We start from the raw sequence: 23,759 nt of genomic DNA on the forward strand, positions 1-23,759 counted from the left end.
TATGGAGCGTCTGACGGAGATCGCGAACCTGCTGACCGAGGTCGACGGCGTCGTCGGTGTGTGTCTGGGAGGCAGCCGGGCCAGTGGCACGCACGGCCCCGACTCCGACTTCGATCTGGGCCTCTACTACCGGCCGCCGCTGGACACCGCGGCCCTGCGCCTGCTCGCGGCCCGGCTGACCGGTGGCCCGGTGGACGTCACCGAGCCGGGCGGCTGGGGACCGTGGGTGGACGGCGGCGGCTGGCTGACCGTCGACGGTCACCGGGTCGACTGGATCTACCGTGACCTGGACCGGGTGCGCCGCGTCTGGCGGCAGTGCCTCGCCGGGCGGTTCGAGATCGGTGTCCAGCCAGGACATCCCCTGGGTGTCTACTCCCACACCTACGCCGGTGAGCTGGCCGTCGGACGGATCCTCGCCGACCCCGGCGGTGAGCTGCGGACCCTGCGGGAGCAGACGCGCCGCTACCCCGAGCCGCTGCGCGAAGCACTCATGGACAACGCGCGGTGGGAGGCACCGTTCATCCTTGCGGGCGCCCGCAAGGGAGCTGCTCGCGGAGATGTCTTCTACGTCTCCGGCTGTCTCTTCCGCGCGGTCGGACTTCTCGTTCACGCCCTCCACGCCCAGGCCCGACGTTGGGTGCTCAACGAAAAGGGGGCGGTCCGGGCGGCGGGAGAACTCGCGGTCGCCCCGCGGGAGTTCGCCGGACGGGCTCAGGGACTGTTTTCCGCGCTGGGCACCACCCCGGAGACACTGGCTGCCGCGCTCGACGACGCCGAGGGCCTGGTCGCCGAGGTGTGCGGTCGCCTCGACGGCTGATCGGGTCCCGAACGGGATGGTCTCCGTGTCACCGCATCATGGTGGTCACGCCGGCGCGGTCACCCCCTCACGGCAGGTCTGCCTCCGCGATCACCGAATCAAGGCCGGTTAGTCTCCGCGCTCACCGCATCAAAGCCGACCGGTCTCCGCGCTCACCGCGTCAGGGCGGGTCGGTCTCCGTGATCACCGCCGGCAACCCCGGGACCGCCGTACGACCCGGCGACCGACCCGCCGTGCCCGTGTGAAGTCCTCGGCGCACAGCCGGTCGATCGTGGCGAGATGCTGCGCGATGGTCATGACGTCCAGTAAAGCCGCCGCCACTGACAATGGGTGAGGCTCAGGAAGCCAGTGCGGTCACGCGTCCCTGCGCCGGACGCACCACGCCCCCGCGCCCAGAGCCGCGGCGGTCCACAGCGCGGTCACGGCGAGCCCGCTCCAGGGCCCAAGGGCGCCGTCCCACGACGCGTGCAGGACCGTCTGCCCGGCCTTGTCCGGCAGGAAGTCCGCCACACTCCCCGACGCGCTCCCCACGACGAAGGACACGATCAGGAGGAACGGGATCAGGATGCTCAGCGTGGCGACCCCGCTGCGCAGGACGGCTGCCAGGCCCGCCGCGAACAGGGCCATCAAGGACAGGTAGACGGCGCAGCCGACCACGCCCCGGAGCTCCTCCGTCCAGGTCAGGGCGTCGGCCCGGGAACCGAGCACGGACGTCCCGACGACCAGACCGATCACGCCCGTGACCAGGCCGATCCCCAGAGCCGGTACGCCGATCGCCACCGTCTTGGCCAGGAACCAGCGCCCCCGGACGGGCACCGCGGCCAGCGAGACGCGGAGCGCGCCGCCCTGGTACTCGGCCGAGACCGCCTGGGCTCCGAAGGTGATGGCCGCGATCTGGCCGAAACTGACACCGAAGAAGGTCGAGAAGAGCGGGTCGAACTCCGGGTCGTCGGAGTTGTCGAGTCCGGCGAGCGCCGAGAACGCGACCGTGGCCACGAGGACGGCGAGCAGGCTCCAGAGGAGCGAGCGCAGGGTTCGGATCTTGATCCATTCCGCGCGGAGTACGGGTGCGAAGGACACGGTCAGACCTCCTGAGGCTGTGTCGGGGCGGCGGCGAACTCGGTCTCGGCGGCCGTCAGATCCAGATAGGCCTGCTCCAACGTCCCTTCTTCCGCAGCGAGTTCGAGGATGGAGAGACCCGCGGCCGAGGTGAGGCGCCCGATGTCCTCCAGTCCTGCGTCGAACGCGGTCCAGCGGCCGTCCTCGCCCTCGACGGCCTCGATGCCGCGCTCCGCCAGCAGGCCCCCCAGGGCACGGCTGTCCGTGCTGCGGACCCGGACGCGAGGCCGCACGCGCGCGTCGATGAACGCGCGCATGGGCATGTCGGCCAGGAGTCTGCCGCGGCCGAGGACGACTAGCTGGTCGGCGAAGGAGGCGGTCTCGTTCATGAGGTGGCTGGAGACGAGGACGGTGCGCCCTTCCCTGGCCAGCCGGCGCAGCAGCTCCCGGATCCAGATGATCCCTTCGGGGTCCAGGCCGTTCGACGGTTCGTCCAGGAGCATCACGGGCGGGTCGCCGAGCAGGGCGGCCGCGATGCCCAGACGCTGACGCATGCCCAGGGAGTACGTCTTCACCCGGTGCCGGGCCACCGCGGCGAGCCCCGTCTCCTCCAGCACCTCGTCGACCCGGCGTTCGGGGATGCGGTTGGTCGCGGCGAGGGCCCGCAGGTGGTTCCGGGCGGTCCGCGATCCGTGCGCGGCTCCCGCGTCGAGGAGGGCGCCCACCTTCCGGAGCGGTTCGTCGAGGGTGGCGTACGCGTGGCCCCCGATGGTGGCGGTGCCGGAAGTGGGCCGGTCCAGGCCCAGCACGAGCCGCATGGTGGTGGACTTTCCGGCGCCGTTGGGGCCGAGGAATCCGGTGACACGGCCGGGGAGAACGCTGAAGGTCAGGTGGTCCACGGCACGCTTGCTGCCGTACTCCTTGGTCAGGTCTCGGACGTCGATGCTGGTCATGGGCCCAGCGTGGCGGCCGCGGACCGGCTCCCGCCTCCCCCGCGGGTGGAGATCCTCTCCCCCGCCCGGGGGAGGTCCGTTGTCAGTGCTCGCTGGCAGGATGGCGCAATGGCCCAATTTCTGCGCCCGCTGCTGTGGGGGACGACGTACACGCGTTTGCTGCACTTGTGGGTGCCGATGCTGTTCACCAGTGTGTGGCTGTTCATCGACTTGTCGAAGCCGTGGGTGCCCGCGGTGATGGTGATTCCCCTGGGGCTGATCCCGGCCGTGCGGCGGGGCGAGGGTGTGCAGGCCCGTTTCATGCTGGCGCCGGGTGAGCGGGGCGGTGAGGACACGGCGTTCTCGATCGCTCCTTCCGTCGGGTGGCGGGACCGGTGGCGGACCGTGCTCTGGCTGGAAGCGCGCATCCTGCTGGGCTGGGTGGCTTGCGGTGTCACCGTCTGGCTGCCCGTGTTCGCTGTCGATCTCGGCAGAGCGGCCACCGGTTACCGGCCCACCGACGATCCCGCGGTAATGCTCCTGGACCCGCACTGGAGCTGCGCGCTGCTCATCCCGCTGCCCCTGCTGGCCCTGTACGGCGTGGTGGTCGGCCTCGGTGAGCTGACCACGGCGCTCGCTCGGCGGCTCCTCGGTCCCTCCCCCACCGAGCGGCTCGCCGCGTTGGAGGAGCGGACCGAACAGCTCCTGGAGCGCAATCGCATCGCCCGCGAGCTCCACGACTCCATCGGACACGCGCTGACGGTCGCGGTGGTGCAGGCCGGCGCCGCGCGCGCGGCCGGCGACCCGGAGTTCACCTCCCGTGCCCTGGCCGCCATCGAGGAGACCGGACGGTCCGCCCTGGAGGATCTGGAGCGGGTGCTGGGCGTGCTGCGCGAGGCGCGGCGTCCCGTGAGCAGCCGTCCCACGCTGACCGACGCCGACCGGCTGCTGGAGTCCGCGCGCACCTCGGGGGCCAAGGTGGACGCAGAGGTCTCGGGCCCGTTGGAGACGGTGGCCGGTCCGGTGTCCAGAGAGGGCTACCGCATCCTCCAGGAGTCGCTCACCAATGTGCTCCGCCATGCCGGGAGCGTCCCGGTGCGGGTCCGTATCGAGGTCAGGGACGGCACGCTCTCCCTGGAGGTCCGCAATCCGCTGCCGGACGGCAGAGCCGGTCCCGGGCGGGGCAGCGGTCTGCGCGGCATTCGGGAGCGGGCCGCGCTGCTCGGCGGCAGCGCCCGGACGGGCCCGCACGAGGGTGACTGGCAGGTGCACGCCGAGATTCCGTCGCACTGATCTACGCTGGCCGGATGCCGGTCACCGTTCTGCTCGTCGACGACGAACCCCTCGTACGCGCGGGGCTGCGCGCCGTGCTGGAGGCGCAGCCCGACATCGAGGTCGTCGGTGAGGCCGCCGACGGCGCCGCCGTGATCCCGCTCGTCCGGCAGTTGCGGCCGGACGTGGTCGCCATGGATGTCCGGATGCCGCTGATGGACGGCATCGAGGCCACCCGCGCGGTGCTGCGGACCGTCACCGATCCGCCGAAGATCCTTGTCGTGACGACGTTCGAGAACGACGAGTACGTCTACGAGGCGCTGCGCGCCGGGGCCGACGGCTTCCTCCTGAAGCGGGCGCGGCCGGCCGAGATCGTGCACGCGGTGCGGCTGGTGGCCGAGGGCGAGTCCCTGCTGTTCCCCGCCTCCGTACGGCAGTTGGCGGCCGAGTACGGGGAGACAGGCGGGAATCCGGCGGCGCGGGCGGTCATGGATCGGGCCGCGCTGACCGAGCGCGAGGCGGACGTGCTGCGGCTGATGGCACGGGGCATGTCCAACGCCGAGATCGCCGCGCGGCTGGTCGTCGGCACGGAGACGGTCAAGTCGCACGTCAGCTCCGTACTGACGAAGCTGGGTGCCCGGGACCGTACTCAGGCGGTCATCGCGGCCTACGAGTCGGGGTTCGTGGCGCCGGGCTGACGGCGGCCCGTGCACGGGAAAGGGTCCCCGGCCCTCGCCGGGGTCCCCCGCGACGAGTACGATCCGGCCAACACGCGTACAAGCTGGGAGGACGGACGTTGGGGCGGTTGACCGGCGGGGATCCCTCTCTGCTGCGACGGATCAATTCCGCGGTGGTCCTGCACGCCTTGCGTGCCACGGACTGCGCGACCCTCACCGAGATCACCCGGGTGACCGGATTGTCACGGCCGACGGTCGAAGGGGTCGTCGAGGGGCTGATCGATAACGGGCTCGTCGTCGAGAAGGCGGCCGAGGAGGGTGCCGCACGGCGCCAGGGGCGTCCGGCGCGCAGGTTCCGGTTCCGGGCCGAGGCGGGGCATCTGCTGGGCCTGGAGATCGGACCTCACCGCGTCGCGGCGCTGCTCGCGGACCTGGACGGGCGCGTGATGGGCGCGATGGCCAAGGACGTGGACGAGACGGCGTCCGCCGACGAGCGGCTGGAACGGCTACGGGTGGCGGTCGCCGAGCTGCTGCGCAGGGCGGGTGTCGCCCGCAGTTCTCTGCGCGCGGTGGGTGTGGGAAGCCCAGGCATCGTGGAGGCGGACGGCACCGTGCGCCTGGGCACGGCACTGCCGGAGTGGACGGGCCTGCCGCTGGGCGAGCGGCTGAGCCGCTCCTTCAAATGCCCGGTGCTCGTGGAGAACGACGCCAACGCGGCGGCGGTCGCGGAGCACTGGAAGGGCGCGGCGACCGACTCCGACGACGTCGTGTTCGTCCTGGCGGGGCTGAGTCCGGGTGCCGGCTCGCTGATCGGCGGGCGGCTGCACCGGGGGTTCGGCGGGGCGGCCGGCGAGATCGGAGCGCTGCACCTGCTGGGCCGTGATGTCACCCCCGAGACGCTGCTGTCGACGACGGACGAGCCGTTGCACCCGCTCGACGAGCAGGCCGTCGCCAAGGTGTTCGCTCTGGCCAGGGACGGTGACCAGCGGGCGCGTGCCGCGGTCGACCGCTTCATCCAGCGGCTGGTGCACGACGTGGCGGCCCTGGTCCTCGCCCTCGACCCGGAGCTGGTCGTCATCGGGGGCTGGGCGGCCGGCCTGGACGGCGTACTGGAGCCGCTGCGGAGGGAGTTGGCACGCTACTGCCTGCGTCCGCCGAGGGTGGCCCTCTCGATGCTGGGGGAAGCGGCCGTGGCGACCGGTGCGCTGCGGCTGGCCCTCGACCATGTGGAGGAGCAGTTGTTCGCGGTGGAGGGAACCGTGACCGCGCGCCGCTGAGGCGTGGGTGACGCGACGACGCCGACCGCCGCCCCGGCCACAGCCACAGCCACAGCCACAGCCACAGCCACAGCCACAGCCACAAAACCCGTCGCGCTCCGAAGGGTTCCGGGGTGCGACGGGTGTGGTCGGACGGGTGTGGTCAGGGACGCGGCTCGACGAGGGCGGCGGTCCGGGCCGGACGGCTCAGGAGGCGCGACGCTCCGGGTCGTGGTGGATCTCCACACCGCCGGAGTCACCGAACGTGAGCCGGCAGGTGTCCGCGCGGTACGTGGCGACGGACACCGCCGCGGTGCGCCCCTCGGTGAAGAAACGGGTCGTGACCACGAGAACGGGCGCCCCGGGAAGGCGGTCGAGCTCCTTGGCGTCGTCCGCGCGGGCCGAGCCCAGCTCGACGGCACGGTCCTGGCCTTCCAGTTCCAGCCGCTGGAGCTCGCGCAGCACGGCACGCGCACGGGCGGCACCCGAGGGCGCGTCGATCGCCGACAGGTCCGGCACCGAGGAAGCCGGGATGTACAGAAGTTCGGCGGCGACGGGCTGACCGTGTGTCACCAGGGAACGGCGTACGGTGTGCAGCAACTCGCCGTCGGCGGTCTCCAGGATGCCGGCCACCGGCGCGGGCGGCGCCGCCACGGTGCAGTCCGCGGCGTGCCAGGCGTCACCGACGGCCCCCGGCCACACGTGCTGTTCGGTTCCGACGGCCACGCCCACGCGCGGTGGCGCGACGGTGGTGCCCACGCCGCGACGGCGCTGCAGGCGGCCGTCCAGTTCGAGCTGTTCGAGCGCTTGGCGCAGGGTCGCCCGAGCGACACCGAAGCGGGCCGCCAAATCACGTTCGTTGGGCAGGATCTCGCCCACCGTGAACTCGGAGTCCAGCGCCTCGCTCAGCACGGTCCTCAGGTGCCAGTACTTCGGTTCCGGCACCGATTCCAACTGCGTGGTCCCCACCCTGTCCTCCGCAATCGCCGTGGCCCGGCGGCGTTTTCACGCCCTTGTTTATTAAAGGTTCCTGCACTATCCCTGCGACGATAGAGCCGCCCCCACCCTTGGTCAAGACCAATCCTCGAACCCTTACGGATTGCACAGGCACCCCGCCGCGGAGCGTTCACGGGGTGTTCTCGCCGGGCGACGTTCGCGACACAACGCCGAAAGCCCCCGTACAAAGACGGGGGCTTTCGCTCTTCTGCGGCGCCTCGGACGGAGGCGTCCTCCGGGGCATCAGGCCGCGGGGATCGACATCAGCTTCTCCGGGTTGCGCACGATGTAGACGCACTGGATACGGCCGTCCGCGACGTCCAGTTGGATGATGCTGTCGGGCTTGCCGTCGGACAGCGCGAGCACCGCGAGACCGCCGTTGACCTCGAGGAAGCGCAGCGACAGGCCGGACGCACCCTTCTTGGTGACGCCGACGACGAAGCGGCCGACCTTCTCGGCCGTGTCGAGGATCCGCAGCGGCGCCTGGGCTCGGCCTCCGCTGTCGCCGATGAGCCGCGCCTCCGGTGCCAGCAGGGACACGAGTCCCTCCAGATCGCCCTCGCCCGCCGCGGCGAGGAACCGCTCGGTGAGGTCACGGCGTTCGGCCGGGTCGACCTCGTAGCGCGGCCGCCGTTCCTCCACGTGCTTGCGCGCCCGCCCGGCGAGTTGACGCACCGCAGGCTCGCCCCGGTCGAGGACGGCGGCGATGTCGGCGTACGGATAGCCGAACGCCTCTCTCAGGACGAACACCGCGCGTTCCAGCGGTGACAGGGACTCCAGGACGACGAGGACGGCGAGGGAGACGGAGTCCGCGAGAACGGCCCGCTCGGCGCTGTCGGGCACGGTCTCGCCGAAGTCGGTGACGTACGGTTCCGGGAGCCACGGTCCGACGTAGGCTTCACGGCGCGACCGGACCTGGCGCAGCCGGTCGATGGCGAGCCGGGTCGTGACGCGGACCAGATACCCGCGTGCTTCCCGCACATCCGACCGGCCCTTGCCGGACCAGCGCAGCCACGCCTCCTGGACGACGTCCTCCGCGTCGGCCACTCGGGCGAGCATGCGGTACGCAACACCCATCAGTAAGGGGCGGTGTTCTTCGAAGACATCGGTCGCCGTGTCGCTTGCCACCGGACCATCCCACCCGACACATTCCCCGGTGTCCAGGCGAATCGGCCGCCCCGGAGCACAATGGCCGCGGGCCGCCGGTGGCCGGCGGTCCCGAAAACGGGAGGAACGACGATGCGATACGGGGTACTGGGCACGGGCGACGTGGGGCGCGCCCTTGCCGGCAAGCTGGTCGAACTGGGCCACGAGGTCTCCTTGGGCTCGCGCACCAAGGACAACGCGACGGCCGTCGAGTGGGCCGACGGCGCGGGGCCCACCGCCCATCACGGTACCTTCGCGGACGCCGCGGCGTTCGGCGAGGTGGTCGTGAACGCGGTGGGCGGGCGGATCGCGCTCGCCGTACTGCGGTCGGCAGGGGAGGAACACCTGGACGGCAAAGTGCTGTTGGACGTCTCCAACCCCCTGGCGTTCGAGGACGGCGAGCTACGGCTGTCTCCCGTCGAGTCGGACAGTGTGGGCGAGCAGATCCAGCGCGAGTTCCCGGGGGCCCGGGTGGTGAAGAGTCTCAACACCGTCAACTGCCAAGTGATGGTCGAGCCTTCCAGGGTGCCGGGCGAGCACCAGATCTTCGTCTCCGGTGACGACGAGAGCGCCAAAGAACAGGTGACGGCGCTGCTGGGCGAGTTCGGCTGGCCCGCGCGGCGTGTGTTCGACCTGGGGGGCATCCACACCGCGCGGGTCGTGGAGATGTACGTGCCGCTGTGGGTCAAGCTCATGCAGGGCATCGGGCACGCGGACTTCAACGTGGAGGTGCGCAGAGCGCGTTAGTGCCCCACGGAGGCGTGCGACCGGGGCGGCGGCCGGCGTGTGATGACTGGCGCGTGACGGCCGACGCACGGTTCGTGACGGCTCGGGGCTACCCGTCGGTAGCACTTGCTGACAAGCTGTCTACAAGATGGTTCGTCACAGCGTTCAGACGAGGAGCAGTCCCATGCCCGACACGGTCACCGTCAGCCTCCCCTCACCGCGCGGCCCCAAGGACGTCACCGTGTCCTACGCGCGCGTGGGCACCGGCGAACCGCTGCTCCTGCTGCATGGCATCGGCCACCACCGTCAGGCCTGGGACCCGGTCATCCCCATCCTCGCCGCCGAACGCGACGTGATCGCCGTCGACCTTCCCGGCTTCGGCGCGTCCCCGGCGCTGCCCGAGGGAATGACCCACGACCTGCCGACGGTGGTGCCCCTGCTCGGCGCGCTGTGCGAGGCGCTGGAGATCGAACGGCCGCACGTCGCCGGCAACTCGCTCGGCGGGTTGCTGGCCCTGGAACTGGGGCGCGAGAAGCTCGTACGGTCCGTCACCGCGCTCTCGCCCGCCGGCTTCTGGTCACCGGTGGAACGGCGTTACGCCTTCGGCCTGCTGATCGCCATGCGGCAGGCTGCCCGCCGCACGCCCGTCCCGGTCATCGAGCGGCTCTCCCGCTCGGCGGCCGGGCGGACGGTGCTGACCAGCTCCATCTACGCCCGGCCCGGCCGCCGTTCACCTGAAGCGGTCGTCGCCGAGACCCTCGCCCTGGCCCACGCCGAGGGATTCGACGAAACGTTGCGGGCGGGTACGAACGTCCAGTTCACGGACGACATCCCGACACTCCCCGTCACGGTGGCCTGGGGCACCCGCGACCGGCTGCTGCTCCGCCGCCAGGGTGTCCGGGCCAAGCAGATCATTCCGCGGGCGCGACTGGTGCGGCTGCCCGGCTGCGGCCACGTCCCGATGAACGACGACCCGGCGCTCGTCGCCCGCGTCATCCTCGACGGAAGCCGCTGAGCCGTCCTCGGCGGCAGCGGTCTTAGCTTCGCTTTTATCCGTGTGCTCTGGTCGTGCATGGTTGGTTGCTCGGTAGCCGGGACATGGAACGGCCATCGCGGGACTCTCCAGGTAGGTGAAGACCAGGGGAGGGTGCGATGGCCGTCGCTGTCAGCGTGCTCGGGGCGGGGGCGGGCCGCCAGAGCGGAGCCAGCTTGGCGCGGTTCCGCAGGGGTTGGTACGACTGCCTGGCCCGGCGGGGTGACGCGTTGTTCGAGCTGACGGATGCCCTGCTGGCGGCCGGCCCGGTCATCTCGCTGCCCTACCTGTCACTCGATGGGCTGCACCGCCGCGGCCACGGGAGTACCTATGCGGCCCTGGCTGAAGGCTACGTGGATGCCGAAAAGGTGCGTGAGCTGCTCGCTGCCTCGCTGCCCGGTGCTTCGTGCCCTGTGTTCGCGGTGGACGTGAGCGTGTGGGTCCGCAGCGATGCCGAGTGCTCGCCTGACCGCGGCTACTACTACCACCCCTCCAAGCACTCGGCGGGACAGCCAATCGTTGCCGGCTGGGCCTACTCCTGGCTCGTTGGCCTGGAGCTGACGACGAACTCGTGGACCGCGCCAGTAGATGCCCAGCGGCTGCTGCCGGGGCAGAATCCCAGCACGGTCGCCGCCCTCCAGATCCACGGTCTGCTGCGACGGAGTCCCGAACTTGGCCTCAAGACCCCGCTGTTTGTATTCGACGGCGGCTACGATTCCGTCCGCCTGGCTCTCGAACTCGCCGGAACTGCGGCCCAGATCCTGGTCCGGGTCCGCTCCGACCGGTCGTTCTACGCCGACCCGCCACCCATCAGGGCGACAGGCTCGGGGCGGCCGCGCCGCCACGGCGCGAAGTTCACTTGTCCCGACCCCACCACCTGGCCGGTCCCGGACGCCGTCCACACCTGCGCGGACGAGCAATACGGCGCGGTGAGCGTGCAGATGTGGCACCGCCTGCACGCCAAGACCCAGCAGCACGACGGACACGGCAGCCGAGGCCCTCGCCCCATCGTCCCCGGCACCCTGGTCCGGCTCACCGTCGACCGGCTGCCCGGCCGGAGCCGGGCCCCGAAGACTCTGTGGCTGTGGTGGACAGGCCCCTTTGGCCAGACCCCCGATCCGGACCTGCTCTGGCGGGCCTACACCCGCCGGTTCGACATCGAGCACACCTTCCGGTTCGCCCGCCAGACCCTGAACTGGACTCTGCCCCGGCCCCGCACTCCGGAGCAGGCCGACCGATGGACCTGGCTGGTCATCGCCGCCTACACCCAACTCCGCCTTGCCCGCTCCCTGGTGGCCGACCATCGGCTGCCCTGGGAACAGCCTTTGCCGCAGACCCATCTCACACCCGGCCGCGTCCGCCGACGATTTCGTCACGTCCAGGCAGCAATGGGAACACCGGCCAAGCCGCCACAACCCTGCGGACGCTCCACAGGCCGTCCACAAGGCACCCGACGAGGCCCAGCCACCCGCCACCCCGCAGTCAAAACAGCTGCAAGACCTGCGATCCGACACTCACAGGGATAAAAGCGAAGCTTAGAACCCCTAACGAAATGAGTGCGGGCGACGGTCGGTTATGCGTCAGTGGTCGTTGCTGTCGCCGGACAACCCCAGGGCAACGGTGCGTGCTCCCGGTGTGAAGCCGACGATGGTGTGTTCCCAGTGCTCGCCGGGCCAGTGGTACGTCACGCGCCCCTCGGCGGGGCGGTAGTGGGCGGTATACACAGTGCCCAGCCACTGGTCGTAGCTGCACTGGTACAGCGGTGGTCGCAGCATCGACGGAACATCAACTCCCGCTGCCTGAACGGCGGCCAGTCGTGCTCGTGTCCGGGTGGTTCGTTCCTGCTCGTCAGACACGGGTAGGTGCTGGTGATTGGCGGCGCAGGCGTCGTGGGCCTCGGTCATCGGGATGTCGGGACCCACATAGACCGTCAGGCTCTGGTGCTCGTCGACGAGGGTGACGTTCTGCGGAATCGCGATGGGTATCGTGCGCAGTCTGTCGATGGCCTCGTCAACGGTCCGGCAGGTTTCCAGTAGGTAGCGCAGCACGAGGGGAATGGCGAATCCGGGCCCATGGACGAATCGCCCGCCGAAGGTGAGTGACACTGCGAGTCCGGCGTCGTTCATACCGTCCAGCAGGCCCCATCCTGCTTCCTGCATTCCGATAACTGGGCGGAGGAACTGGGAGGAAACGATGGTGCCTTCGCAGTGATCCGGGGCGAAGTCGTAGTTTCTGAGCAGCGTGCCCTCGTGGCCGATCTGGGTGCAGCCAGAGAAGAACGGACGCACGGTCGCCATGGTGAGAAGCGTCCTGGCCTGTGGAGATTCCAGTTGATCCGCGAGCCGGTCGAGCACGGGGACCAGTTCGGGCATGTGCGTATCGAAGAGTCGTCGGGCCTGCGCTGCGCCCTCGAGGGTGCGGCCCTCCTCGGTCAGCCAGTCCTCTGCCTTCGCCATGGCTGAACAGACATGCGCGGCCCACCGACCGTCTGCGCCGTCACCGATCTCAATGGCATGGAACGTCTTGACGTAGTGGCTCATGAGGTAGGACCCAACTAAATTTCAGGCCCACTTTTCAAGGGCACGCAGGCGTCGCCAGCAGATGAGTGCGCATCCCAGAGTGAGGAACGCTTCGTGGATGTCGTCGCGGATCTCCCAGCGGATCCGCAGGCGGCGGAACCAGTGAAGGTGAGCGAACGCGCGCTCCACGACCCAACGTTGGGCGCCGAGTCCGGAGCCGTGTTCGGTGCCCCGGCGGGCGATCAGCGGTTTCACGCCGAGGCCCCAGACGAGTCGGCGGTACTTGTCGTGGTCGTAGCCGCGGTCACCGAGCACCGCGTCCGGTCGGCGTCGGGGCCGACCACGTTTGCCCCGCACAGGCGGCACGGCCTGGAGTAGTGGGATCAACTGCGTGACGTCGTTGCGGTTGCCGCCGGTCAGGGTGACGGCGAGCGGGATGCCGCTGGCGTCGGTGATGAGGTGGTGTTTGCTGCCCGTCCTGCCCCGGTCGACAGGGCTTCGCCCGGTCTTGGCTCCCCCTTTAACGCCCGAATGTGGGAGCCGTCGACCGCCGCCTGGGAGAAGTCCAGGGCGTTCGCAGCACGGAGTTCGGCGAGAAGGATCTCGTGCAGCCGGGGCCAGACGCCGGCCTCGGTCCACTCAGCCAGGCGGCGCCAGCAGGTCATACCCGAGCCGAAGCCGAGTTCCTGCGGCAAGTGTTCCCAGGCGATCCCGGTGTTCAGCACGAACAGGATGCCCTGGAAAACCAGCCGGTCCGGATGCCGCTTGCGCCCGGGATAGCGAGTGCGGCGCTCTACCTTCGGCAACAGCGGTTCGATCATCGCCCACAGCTCGTCCTCAACATGCCACGGCTTCGGCCGAGCCACCTCACACCCCCGGATCGTCACTTCCGGAGCCATCCAACCACCTCGAAGATCATTCTGTTAGGAGTTCTTACGGCCCTGGTCGGCAGCGGTCGTACGGCCCTGGTCGGTAATGGCCGTACGGCCGTGGGCGACTGCTTCCGATCGGTCATGGGCGGCTGTCGTCGAGCGGCACCTCGCGGCAGCCCGGCGGCCGCGCCCGACGACGAGGCTCAACGCGCCTGATCCGAGGGCGACTCCGGTGCCCACGAGGGCAGATCCCGCGGCCTGCGCGATCCCGTAGGCGCCCGTGCCCACGAGCGGCGCGGTGCAGGCGGCGGAGACCGGGATGAGTCCGGAGAAGAGCGTGGCGCGCTCCGCGCCGATGCGCTGCACGCCCGTGTACCAGCACACGAAGCCGACGACCGTGACGACCGCCGCCTGCCACACCAACGCGGTCGCCTCCGTCGCGTCCGGCACCCGCAGCCATCTGCCGCCGCCGGTGATCACCCCGACCACCGCCGACTCCGCCGCGGCGACACCGCACACGGTGGCCGACAACAGCCGAGGCCCGAGCGGACGCAGGACCGGCACGGCCAGGACGGCGAAGCCGACTTCCCCGGCCAGCGCGCCCAGGGAGTACGTGATCCCGGCCGCGTCCGTGCGGCCCCACCCCTGAACGGCGGACGCGCCGAGAGCGACGAGCAACGCCCCGTACAGGACCCGGCGTTGCGGACGACGCCCCTCCTGAAGCGGTACGAGCACCGCGACGACGACCGGGGCGCAGCCCACGAAGACGCCGGGGACGGCCGGTTCCGCCGTGCGCTCGGCGGCGAGCACGGCGAGGTTGAAGCCGACCATGCCGACGGCCGCGATCAGCGCGAGGCGCCCCCACTGGCGGACCGTGAGCCGCCGCAGCGGGGCGGCTCCGCCCCGGCCGACGAGAGGCAGCAGAAGGACACAGGCGAGGCCGTAGCGCAGGAACTGGCCGCCCGCGTAGGGATAGTGGCCCATGACGCTGTTGGCGGTGAAGGAACCTCCGACGAGGACGCAGGCAAGGGCGGCGAGCAGCGCGCCCCGGGTGGTGGTGGCGTTCATGACTCCGACGCTATGGACGGGCGTGGCCCGGTTTAAGGTCCACTTCCATGACGTCATCGGGGACCAATCGCGGCGGGCCGCCACGTCCCGCTCCGACAGCGGCGGCACCCTCGTGGACGGCCGCGTGGGAGCTGCTCCTGCCGGCCGCGTCGGCGCCGCCCCGCGCGCGTGGCCGCACCCTTCAGGCCGCACTGCGCGAGGCGGTCCGCTCCGGGCGGCTCGCTCCCGGCACCCGGCTTCCGTCCAGTCGCGAGCTGGCCGGTGATCTCGGCGTGTCGCGGGGGCTGGTCACCGAGGCGTACGAGCAGTTGACCGCGGAAGGGTATCTGCGCAGTGACCGCGGCGCCGGTACCTGGGTCGGTGACGCGGTCCGGGCGGTCGGCCCGCGCGCGCGTGACCGTGCCCCGCGGGCGGCCGGGGTGCGGGCCGACTTCGTCGCGGGAACCCCCGACCTGTCTCTCTTTCCGCGCTCCGCGTGGGCCGCGGCGCACCGCGGAGTGCTGGCCGAACTGCCCCACCAGGCACTGGGCTACCCGGATCCGCGTGGTCTGCCGGGACTGCGGACCGCCCTCGCCGAACTCCTCGTACGCCGCCGGGGCGTGGTCGCGGACCCGGAGCGCGTCGTCGTGGTCTCCGGGGTCGCCCAGGCGATGACTCTGCTCGGATTCGTGCTCCACGCGCGCGGGACACCCACCGTGGGCGTCGAGCAGCCGGGCAGTCCGGAGCTGGGCTCGCTGTTCGCCTCGGCCGGCGTCGGCACCGTACGGCTGCCGCTGGACGACGAGGGCCTGGCGGTCGCTCCGCTCCGTGCCTCCGGTGTACGAGCCGTGGTGACGACGCCGGCCCACCAGTTCCCCACGGGGATCGCGTACTCGGCGCGGCGCCGCGCCGAACTCCTCGACTGGGCCCGGTCCGTGGACGGACTGGTGATCGAGGACGACTACGACGGCGATTTCCGCTACGACCGTGCCCCGGTGGGCGCCCTTCAGGGACTCGACCCCGAGCATGTCGGGTACACGGGCTCGGTCAGCAAATCGCTCGCTCCGGGGCTTCGGCTGGGCTGGCTCCTCGTTCCGGCGCGCCATTTCGAGGAGGTCGTCGAGCGCAAACGCACCATGGACCTCGGCAATCCGGTCCTCGATCAGGCGCTCCTGGCCCGTTTCGTGGAGCGCGGCGACTACGACCGTCAGCTGCGCCGCTGCCAGCGCGCCTACCGGGAGCGGCGAGACGTCCTGGTCGCGGCCCTGGAGGAGCATTTTCCGGGCACGGAGGTCTCCGGCATCGCGGCCGGCCTGCACGTCGTCGCCGCGCTCCCCGGCCGGTACGGGCCACAGGACCGCTTCGTCGTACGGGCCGCGGCGGCCGGGGTCGTGGTCCGGCCATCGGCACACTACGGAGCAACGGCCGCGGACGGCGTACGGCTCGTGCTGGGGTACGCCCATCTGCCGCCCGCACGGATACGGGACGGCGTGCGACTGATGGCGGAGGCCGTACGCGGCCGGGGCGCACTCGACGAGTCCTCGGCGCCCTGAAGCACCACACCAGGATCGGGGCGGGCATCTCCGGGCCCCACGCCGTCGACCGGTCCGGCCCCGCAGGATCCGCGTCGATTCCGCACATCCCAGGGCCGGTTGTTCACCCGTGGTTTGCGTGCGCGCTGCGGCGTACCAGTAGTTGTGGCTCTGCACACTGGCCGAATCCGTCCCCGGAGGCGTATCCATGTCGCACCGTCCGCTCAGCTCGATCCCCGGCCGCCGCAGCGTGCTGCGCGGCTCCCTGGCCGCGTCGGCGGCGCTGGCCCTGCCCACCACGATCGGCTCGGCACCGGCACTCGCCCTGTCCGGCCGGCCGAAGGCGGGCTGGGGCATCCAGACCGGCGACGTGACCACCGACTCCGGCCTGGTGTGGGTCCGCTCCGACCGGCCCGCACGGATGATCGTCGAGACCTCGGCGACCGCGTCGTTCCGCGACTCGCGCAGATGGCACGGTCCGCTGCTCGGCGCGGACACGGACTTCACGGGGACCACCCGGCTGCGCGGACTGCCGTCCGGTGAACAGATCCACTACCGCGTCCTGCTCGCCGACCCGGACGACCCCCGGCGCACCGGGGAGCCGGTGAGCGGGACGTTCCGTACGGCTCCGCACAGCCGGCGCGGCGGCGTGCGCTTCCTGTGGTCGGGCGACCTGGCGGGACAGGGCTGGGGCATCAACCCGGACATCGGCGGCTACCGCATCTACGACGCGATGGCCCGGCTCGACCCCGACTTCTTCCTGTGCAGCGGTGACAACATCTACGCGGACGGCCCGATCGCCGCGACGGCCGCCCTCCCCGACGGCAGCACCTGGCGGAACATCACGACCGAGGAGAAGTCCAAGGTCGCCGAGTCGCTGGCGGAGTTCCGCGGCAATTTCCGCTACAACCTGCTCGACGAGAACCTCAAACGGTTCAACGCCCAGGTGCCTTCCGTCATCCAGTGGGACGACCACGAGGTGCGCAACAACTGGTACCCCGGTGAGGTGGTCGCCACCACGGACACGCGCTACACGGAGAAGAGCGTGGACGTCCTGGCGGCCCGAGCCCGGCGCGCGTTCAGCGAGTACTTCCCCGTGTCGACCCTGCGCCCGGGTGACCGGGACGGACGCGTGCACCGGGTCATGCGTCACGGTCCGCTCCTGGACGTGTTCGTCCTCGACATGCGCACCTACCGCAACGCCAACTCGCCGGACAACCAGACGACGGATCCACAGGGCATCCTCGGCGCCGGGCAGTTGGAGTGGCTGAAGCGCGAGCTGTCGCGCTCGCGGGCCGTGTGGAAGGTGATCGCCGCGGACATGCCGCTCGGCCTCGTCGTACCGGACACCACCGAAGGAAAGCCGAACATCGAGGCCGTGGCGCAGGGCGACCCCGGCCTGCCCCTCGGACGGGAACTCCAGCTGGCCGAGCTGCTGCGCTTCATCAAGCACCGTCGGATCACGGGCACCGTGTGGCTGACCGCGGATGTGCACCACACGTCGGCGCAGCACTACCAGCCGTCGCGGGCCGCGTTCACCGACTTCGAGCCGTTCTGGGAGTTCGTCTCCGGTCCCCTGAACGCCGGAGCCTTCCCGGCCAGCGCGCTGGACAACACGTTCGGTCCGGAGCGGGTGTTCGTGAAGGCACCCGTAGCCGCGAACGTCTCGCCCGCCGGCGGTTATCAGTTCTTCGGTGAGGTCGACATCGACGGCGACAGCGGCGAGTTGACGGTGCGGCTGCGGGAGCAGGACGGGACCGTGCTGTTCTCACAGGTGCTCCAGCCGGGGCGCGTGGGCCAGTAGGGGCGGCACCGGTCCGCCTCACCCCGGCCCACACCTCGCAGGTCAGAGGTGATTGTCAGTGGTCGCCTCTACGGTTTTTCCATGACGCGATCGTTGCAGGCCGTGGCCTACACCCGACCCTCCGCTCTGGAGTCCGCGCCCGGCGGGCGGCGGCTGGGACTCGAGACCTCGCGGGGCTCGACGCCCACGGGTTTCGAGGACCATCCCCGGTTCTTCGCGGGCTTTCTGACGTCACCACAGGTGGCCGCCGCGGGGCTGCTGGCGGTGGCCGATGTCGCCGCGGCGCGTTACTACCAGCCTCAGCTGCGCGCGTCCCTCGACCCGGTGGTCACGGGCAACGGTGACCGTCTGCGGTTCGAGTCCTTCTCCGGCTGTGGCGGGGTGTACGCGCGTCTGGACGTGCTGGCACCCGGCCTCGACGGCGACGAGATCGGGCATGGGACGACGAACGTCGACGTCAACAACCCGCTGCGCGAGGCCCTTTCCCGCATCGGCACGGACGATCCACTGCATCTCCGCGTCGGCCCCGACGAAATGGCCGTGACCACGCTGGACGGACCGGTGGTGGAGAAGAAGGTTCCGTTGCCCGACCGCTGGCTGCGCGGATTCGCGGAGGCCCAGGTGACGGCGGCGGGATTCGATCTACGGGCCGAGCTCCCCGCGGCCGAGGCCGTGCGGTTCCTGCGTTCCCTCCCGCGTGGCACGGTACGCGGCCGGTCGGGCGGCGCCCAGTGGGTGGTGCCGGCGGGCCGGGGTCTGCGTCCGACGACCCGGCCGGTTCCGGGAGCCGTGTGTCTGCCCGGGCCCGACCGGCTGATCGCGCTCCAGCGGGTACTGCGCCATGCGACGGCGCTGCGCGTGTACGGCCCACCGGCCACCGGAGACAGCGCCCTGGCCGGTGCCTGGGAAGCGGTCCTGCCCGGAATGCGGCTGACGCTCACGCTGTCGCCCGATGCCTCCCGGGGCTTCTCCGGAGAGGGCGGGGTGCTGGACGCCCTCGCCACCGACGAGGCCGCCGAGGACGCGGAGCTGATCGCGGTGCTCCTGGCGTGGGAGCCGCGCGTCGATGTGGGCGAACTGGCCGCCGCCTCCGGCCTGCCGGCCGAGCGGGTGAGAGCCGCCCTGGTCCGGCTGGGCACATCGGGGCGCGTGGGCTACGACACCGCGGAAGCGGCGTACTTCCACCGGGAACTGCCGTACGACGCGGGGCGGGCCGAGCGGCACAACCCGCGTCTGCGGTCGGCCCACGCCCTGGTCGGCGCGGGCGCGGTCTCCCTGGACGGAGCCATCGGCACGGTGACCGCGGACGACGGACATGTGCACCGCGTCCGCGACGACGCGGGAACGCTGAGCTGTTCCTGCCTGTGGTGGGCGAAGTACCGGGGCGGCCGCGGGCCGTGCAAGCACGCTCTCGCGGTGCGGATGGTTCGGCGGGGCGCTCGGGCCGAGCACAGGAACGGGAGCGCGAACGGGAACGGGAACGGCAACGGCAACGGCAACGGTCAGGCTACGACCGCGACTCCGGCCCTGGCTCAGGTCCCGGCCCTGGCTCAGGTCCCGGCTCCGGCTCCGGCTCCGGCTCCGGCTCCGGCTCCGGCCGTGCAACGACGTGAGGAATTCCTGGAAGTTCGGTTCGACGGGGGCGATGGGCGATGAGTGGCGAGGCACTGCTGAAGGCGGTACGGGCGGGGCGGACGGTCGAGGCCGCCGGACTCCTGGACGGGATGACCGACGGTGAACGCCGGTCCTGTCTGCCCGCGTTGAAGGAACTCCGCAAGGAGTTGCGGTCGGCGCCGTGGAACGCGGCGTCCCGCGTGGCCCATCCCGCGCTGCACGCGGCGGGAGCCGCGTGTCACACGGGCGCCGCCGGTGCGGCGACCTGGATCGCCGGCGTGGACATGCGCTGGTCCCAGGCCTCCCCCGGTGTCCTGCTCCACGTGCTGGGCGATCGCGAGACCGACTGGCTCGCCGATCTGACGCACCGGCTCGCCGCCCGGCCGGCGACGTCCCGGGTCCCGTTCGCCCTGGTGTCGGGCCTGGTGGCCTTGTCCGGCTGCGAGGTCCCGACGACCGACGCCTATGTGCGGGGCTGGTTGGAGCACATCGGTGCTTCATGGCACGGCGGAGGCACGGTGGCGCAGCGACTGCGCAAGGAGCCGCACGTGTCCGTGCTGGTCACCGCGCTCTTCGAGTCGCTGGAGGTCACGAGTCAGATCGCCTGGCTGTTCGGCGACGGACCGGGCAGTTGGTACAGCGCACTCGCCGAGCTGTCCGAGGAGGGCACCCTCGACCGAAAGGTCGTGTTGGACGCCTGCGTCGCGCGGCTCCTGCGCGGTGGCGCCCCGGCCGACCAGCGGGTCTTCCTGCGTCTGCTGTCGTCGCTGGCTCCGACGCGTGACGAGGAACGCGAGCGCTCCGCCGACTGGACGGTGCTCGCCTGCCAGGCCGTGCCGACCGTCGCCGGGTACGCGCAATCGGTGCTCGCCTCTCTCGCGCTGGACGGTGAGTTGACGTCCCGGCAGCTGGCCGAGATGTCCTCGGGGGTGCTCTTCCGTACGGAGAAGAAGCTGGTACGCGCCCAGCTCGTCCTGCTGGGGAAGGTCCTCAAGCGTGATCCGTCCACGGCGGACGTGCTGCTGCCCGCGCTGGCGGAGGCCTACGGGCACGAGGACACGGAGGTGCAGGAGCGTGCGCTCAAGCTGGTGGAGCGCCATGTCACCGCGCTGCCCGATACGAGCGGCGCGCGGGAACGGCTCGGCGAGCTCACCGCCGACCTGAGCCCTGGGCTGCGGCTCCGGGCGCAGCGAGTCCTCGGCATCGAGTCGCCGGACTCCGCTTCGACGGTCCATGAGGAGGTGCTGCCGCCCGTTCCTGAGCGGGCGCGGCTGGCGCCGGCACCGGAATCGGTGACCGAACTGGCCGAGGAGGTCAGCGCGATACTGGCTTCCGGTGGCGGAGTCGCGGCGTTCGAGCGCACTCTGGACGGTCTGGTCCGCCACGCCCACCGTGATCGGGACGCTCTGATGGAGGCCCTCGGCCCCGTGGTCGCGCGCTGCTGGTGGAAGGACCGCGATCCGAGCTACCCGGTCGTGGACCGAAGCTTCCGTGAGTCGGCGCAGGGTCTCGAAGTCGTCCTGGCGGCCCTGTTCGAGGGGGTCGGCATGGAAACGCTCCATGCGGCGGTGCAGCAGGGACCGACGAGCGGGAACTGCCATCACAGCGCGCTCTCCCACGCTCTCGACGCGCGCCTGTGGGAGGCGGGCTACCGCCTTCGCACCGACCCGATGCCGTTCCTGCTGGCCACGCCCACCTGGGACACCGGCCTGTTGGAGCCGGACGAGCTGGTGGAACGCCTCACCGAGTACCGGCGGCTCGACGCCCGGCCGGGCACGGCCGACTTCGCGCAGGCACTTCTGCGCGTACGGCGCGACGACCGTGCGACGGCGGAGGCAGCCGCGGCGCGGGCCCGCGCGCTCGGCAGCCCCGAGGGGTACCGGCTGGCCCAGTGGCTCACCGCCGAGGGGCCGCTGCTCCCGACGAGCCGCCGACGGACCTCGGGCGCCCGCATCCTTCTGGAACTGGGCGAACTGGGCGAGATACAGGGCCTGTTCCCCAAGGAGTTCCGGCCGCTGGGACGCCCCCTCACGGTGTTCAAGGACCACAGGTACTGCCGGCACTGGGGTGTCACGGACCAGCGGTACTGGCCGGCCGTCGTACCGGGACGCCGGGAACTGGTGGCGGCGCGTCTGCTGCGCGACATCAGCACGGCCGCGGTGGAGGACGGCCGCATGGTCGCCGCGATGCTGCCGCTGCTCGCCGAGGCCGACGGCACAGCGGGCGAGGCGCTGCATCTGTGCCTGGCGTACGGGCTCGGGGCCCGGCATCCCGAGGACCGGCTCGCCGCGGTGGACGCCCTGCTGGTCCTCGCCGCCCGGGGACAGCTCGACGCCGGGCGGCTCGGCTCGGACATCGGGGAGCTGGTGCGCAGGGGCGCGCTGAAGAAGTCCCGGCTGGCCGAGTCGATACGCACGGCGGCGGCCACGGGTGCGTACGCCACGGTCTGGTCGGTGCTGCTCGGCCTGCTGCCGGCCCTGCTGGCCGACCTCGCCGCCGACGGGGCGGGCGGCGGCGCGGTGCGGGGGCTCGGTGAACTGCTGGCCATCGCCGCCGACTGCGCCGAGCGATCCGGGGCGAGCGGTGATCTGGCCCATCTCGCCGGTACCGCCGAGCGGCACGGCTCGTCCAAGGTCGTGACCCAGGCCCGACGACTGCGGACCGCGCTGACGCGGGAGGCCGTCGCCTGAGGCGGAAGGCAGCCGCCCGAAACGGGGCCGCCGCACTTGTGACGCAGGACGATCAAGGGTCCGGCGGCCCCGACCAGGTGGGCAGCGAGGTCCTGTGTTCGAGGCAAAAGACCCGTAAAAAGAACTGCAAAAAGGACAGAACTACACTTAACCGATCAGTCACAAGCCGTTCGTGATCACGCAACACCATTCCTTCACAGTGAAGGTATGACTCCAGACATGTCTGATGTGACGCGTGCGAAGCATGGACGGCCCGTTCACCACTGGCGACGGGACCTCGTCGAACTCGCCGCGCTGTTCACGGCCGTGGCGGTCGCGGACGGTGTGGCCAATCTGATCGGGCACGGGCCCGACGGCCCCGCGCTGCTGGTGATATCGGCGGTGCTCCTGGCCGCCACGGCCGGATTCCACACATGGTGGGCACGCCGCCACGGTCATGCCCCGCCGACGAGCGATCCCGGCGCCCGGCCGCCCTCGGAGGGGCGAACGGGCGCGCTTTCCGGGGAGGACGCGGCTGCCTCCGCGCCACTGCCCGCCGTAGAGGCGACCGTGCTGCTGCGGATGCGTACGACGGTCCAGGACGCGCCGGGTTCGCTCGCCGCGCTGTGCACGGCGCTCGCACAGCGCCAGGTCGACATCCTGAGCCTCCAGACGCACCCGCTGGCGGACGGAACGGTCGACGAGTTCCTGCTGCGCGCGCCCGCCGAGCTGGCCACCTCCGAGATCACCCGCAGCGTGGCGCAGGCAGGCGGCACCTCGACGTGGATCGAGCGGGCCGACGCCCACGACCTGGTGGACGCGCCGACCCGGGTGCTCGGTCTGGCCACCCGTACCGCCCTCGACGCCTCCGAACTGCCGCTCGCGCTGAGGCAGTTGCTCGGCCGGTGCACGATCCGTTCACTGCCCGCCACCTCTCCCGTCTCCGGCCGGGCGACACAGGGGGCTCCCGTGGAGGGGGCCCTTGAGGACACGGTGATGCGGCTGCGCGCGCCGGAGGGCGGAGTGATCACGGTGGAGCGGCCGTATCTGCCGTTCACACCGACCGAGTTCGCCCGGGCGCGGGCGCTGGTCGAACTGGACGCGCGGCTCGGCCCCCGCGTTCCGCGCGGGCAGGACATGCTGACGCTGCCCGAGGGCAACGCGATCACGGTGCAGCGCGCGGACGTCTCCGACGTCGAGGCCGCCAAGGAGATGCACGAGCGCTGCTCGCCGCGCACGTTGAGCATGCGGTACCACGGCCCCGTCGGGGACGCGGACCGCTACCTCAACCACCTGCTCAGCCCCAGTTTCGGGCGCACGCTCGCCGTCCGGACGGCGTCCGGCAGGATCGTCGGACTCGGTCATCTCCTCTGGGACGGCGACGAGACGGAGGTCGCCCTGCTCGTCGAGGACGACTGGCAGCGGCGGGGAATCGGCGTCGAACTGCTCGGCCGCCTGGTGGCGATGGCCGTCGAGGCGGGCTGCGCGAGCGTGTACGCCGTCACGCAGGCGTCGAACACCGGCATGGTCGCCGCCATGCGCGGCCTCGGCCTCCCGCTCGACTACCAGATCGAGGAGGGCACCCTGGTCATCACCGCCCGCCTGGACACGACACCGGTGACATCGCCGCAGCCGTACGACCGGCACCACGGTCACAGCCACACTCCGCACGGGACGGGGAAGGAGATCGGCCAGGGGAGCAGGGGGACGGGGCGGGCCTAGCCCGAAAGCCCCGGTCCACACCCACACCCACACCCACACCCACTGCGCGGTGTGCGCCCGGCACCA

General features: G+C 71.3%; 19 protein-coding genes. 12 read left to right on the top strand and 7 right to left on the bottom strand.

Annotation, left to right across the window (positions count from 1 at the left end; translation table 11 throughout):
* Window position 1 precedes the first annotated feature (1 nt).
* Entirely contained in the window at window positions 2-817 is an 816-nt protein-coding gene (locus tag OG410_RS07740; RefSeq protein WP_329298448.1) for a nucleotidyltransferase domain-containing protein, read from the top strand.
* Window positions 818-1,171: 354 nt separating this feature from the next.
* Here the strand turns inward: OG410_RS07740 and OG410_RS07745 are convergent, their stop codons facing one another.
* The gene (locus OG410_RS07745; RefSeq protein ID WP_329298449.1) at window positions 1,172-1,897 is read right to left on the bottom strand and encodes an ABC transporter permease subunit; all 726 of its coding nucleotides are present in this window, start codon (window positions 1,895-1,897) and stop codon (window positions 1,172-1,174) included.
* A 2-nt stretch (window positions 1,898-1,899) separates the two neighbouring features.
* On the bottom strand, window positions 1,900-2,829 hold the full coding sequence (locus OG410_RS07750; RefSeq protein ID WP_329298450.1) for an ABC transporter ATP-binding protein: 930 nt from the start codon (window positions 2,827-2,829) through the stop codon (window positions 1,900-1,902).
* Window positions 2,830-2,937: 108 nt separating this feature from the next.
* On the opposite strand from OG410_RS07750, the gene OG410_RS07755 reads away from it, so the two are divergent.
* From OG410_RS07755 to OG410_RS07765, 3 genes are all read left to right on the top strand, one after another.
* Window positions 2,938-4,101: a sensor histidine kinase gene (locus OG410_RS07755; protein WP_329298451.1), complete on the top strand. Its 1,164-nt coding sequence runs from the start codon at window positions 2,938-2,940 to the stop codon at window positions 4,099-4,101.
* A gap of 14 nt (window positions 4,102-4,115) precedes the next feature.
* A complete protein-coding gene (locus tag OG410_RS07760; RefSeq protein ID WP_329298452.1) occupies window positions 4,116-4,778 on the top strand; it encodes a response regulator transcription factor in 663 nt (220 codons plus the stop codon).
* 98 nt (window positions 4,779-4,876) lie between these two features.
* Complete coding sequence (locus OG410_RS07765; RefSeq protein ID WP_329298453.1) at window positions 4,877-6,034, top strand: ROK family transcriptional regulator; 1,158 nt, start codon at window positions 4,877-4,879, stop codon at window positions 6,032-6,034.
* Window positions 6,035-6,220: 186 nt separating this feature from the next.
* Here the strand turns inward: OG410_RS07765 and OG410_RS07770 are convergent, their stop codons facing one another.
* Window positions 6,221-6,982 carry a GntR family transcriptional regulator gene (locus OG410_RS07770; protein ID WP_329298454.1) on the bottom strand — a complete coding sequence of 254 codons (762 nt, stop codon included), beginning with the start codon at window positions 6,980-6,982 and terminating at the stop codon, window positions 6,221-6,223.
* A 270-nt stretch (window positions 6,983-7,252) separates the two neighbouring features.
* Entirely contained in the window at window positions 7,253-8,137 is an 885-nt protein-coding gene (locus OG410_RS07775; protein ID WP_329298455.1) for an RNA polymerase sigma-70 factor, read from the bottom strand.
* A 111-nt stretch (window positions 8,138-8,248) separates the two neighbouring features.
* Between OG410_RS07775 and OG410_RS07780 the strand changes: the two genes are divergently transcribed.
* The 3 genes from OG410_RS07780 to OG410_RS07790 all read left to right on the top strand — a co-directional run bounded on the left by OG410_RS07780 (window position 8,249) and on the right by OG410_RS07790 (window position 11,440).
* Window positions 8,249-8,902, top strand: coding sequence for an NADPH-dependent F420 reductase (locus OG410_RS07780; protein WP_329298456.1), 654 nt, complete (start codon window positions 8,249-8,251; stop codon window positions 8,900-8,902).
* Between the two features lie 163 nt (window positions 8,903-9,065).
* The gene (locus OG410_RS07785; RefSeq protein WP_329298457.1) at window positions 9,066-9,896 is read left to right on the top strand and encodes an alpha/beta fold hydrolase; all 831 of its coding nucleotides are present in this window, start codon (window positions 9,066-9,068) and stop codon (window positions 9,894-9,896) included.
* 137 nt (window positions 9,897-10,033) lie between these two features.
* Window positions 10,034-11,440, top strand: a complete 1,407-nt coding sequence (locus OG410_RS07790; RefSeq protein ID WP_329298458.1) for an NF041680 family putative transposase — start codon at window positions 10,034-10,036, stop codon at window positions 11,438-11,440.
* 54 nt (window positions 11,441-11,494) lie between these two features.
* On the opposite strand, the gene OG410_RS07795 is transcribed toward OG410_RS07790, so the two are convergent.
* The 3 genes from OG410_RS07795 to OG410_RS07805 form a co-directional block, all read right to left on the bottom strand.
* On the bottom strand, window positions 11,495-12,454 hold the full coding sequence (locus OG410_RS07795; RefSeq protein WP_326783080.1) for a C45 family peptidase: 960 nt from the start codon (window positions 12,452-12,454) through the stop codon (window positions 11,495-11,497).
* A gap of 21 nt (window positions 12,455-12,475) precedes the next feature.
* A protein-coding gene (locus tag OG410_RS07800) for an IS5 family transposase (protein WP_442813922.1) occupies window positions 12,476-13,332 on the bottom strand; the annotation gives its coding sequence in 2 pieces (ribosomal slippage) (window positions 12,476-12,957 and window positions 12,957-13,332; 858 coding nt in all).
* 24 nt (window positions 13,333-13,356) lie between these two features.
* Window positions 13,357-14,373, bottom strand: a complete 1,017-nt coding sequence (locus OG410_RS07805; RefSeq protein ID WP_329298460.1) for a DMT family transporter — start codon at window positions 14,371-14,373, stop codon at window positions 13,357-13,359.
* Between the two features lie 47 nt (window positions 14,374-14,420).
* On the opposite strand from OG410_RS07805, the gene pdxR reads away from it, so the two are divergent.
* From pdxR to OG410_RS07830, 5 genes are all read left to right on the top strand, one after another.
* Complete coding sequence (gene pdxR / locus OG410_RS07810) at window positions 14,421-15,905, top strand: MocR-like pyridoxine biosynthesis transcription factor PdxR (RefSeq protein WP_329298461.1); 1,485 nt, start codon at window positions 14,421-14,423, stop codon at window positions 15,903-15,905.
* Between the two features lie 187 nt (window positions 15,906-16,092).
* The gene (locus OG410_RS07815; protein ID WP_329298462.1) at window positions 16,093-17,688 is read left to right on the top strand and encodes an alkaline phosphatase D family protein; all 1,596 of its coding nucleotides are present in this window, start codon (window positions 16,093-16,095) and stop codon (window positions 17,686-17,688) included.
* Window positions 17,689-17,769: 81 nt separating this feature from the next.
* Complete coding sequence (locus OG410_RS07820; protein WP_329298463.1) at window positions 17,770-19,344, top strand: SWIM zinc finger family protein; 1,575 nt, start codon at window positions 17,770-17,772, stop codon at window positions 19,342-19,344.
* A complete protein-coding gene (locus OG410_RS07825; protein WP_329298464.1) occupies window positions 19,341-21,992 on the top strand; it encodes a DUF7824 domain-containing protein in 2,652 nt (883 codons plus the stop codon). Before OG410_RS07820 ends, OG410_RS07825 begins: the two co-directional genes overlap by 4 nt.
* Window positions 21,993-22,211: 219 nt before the next feature.
* Window positions 22,212-23,693, top strand: coding sequence for a GNAT family N-acetyltransferase (locus OG410_RS07830; RefSeq protein ID WP_329298465.1), 1,482 nt, complete (start codon window positions 22,212-22,214; stop codon window positions 23,691-23,693).
* Window positions 23,694-23,759: the final 66 nt, after the last annotated feature.

It is taken from the genome of Streptomyces sp. NBC_00659 (assembly GCF_036226925.1).
Taxonomy (GTDB): Bacteria; Actinomycetota; Actinomycetes; order Streptomycetales; family Streptomycetaceae; genus Streptomyces.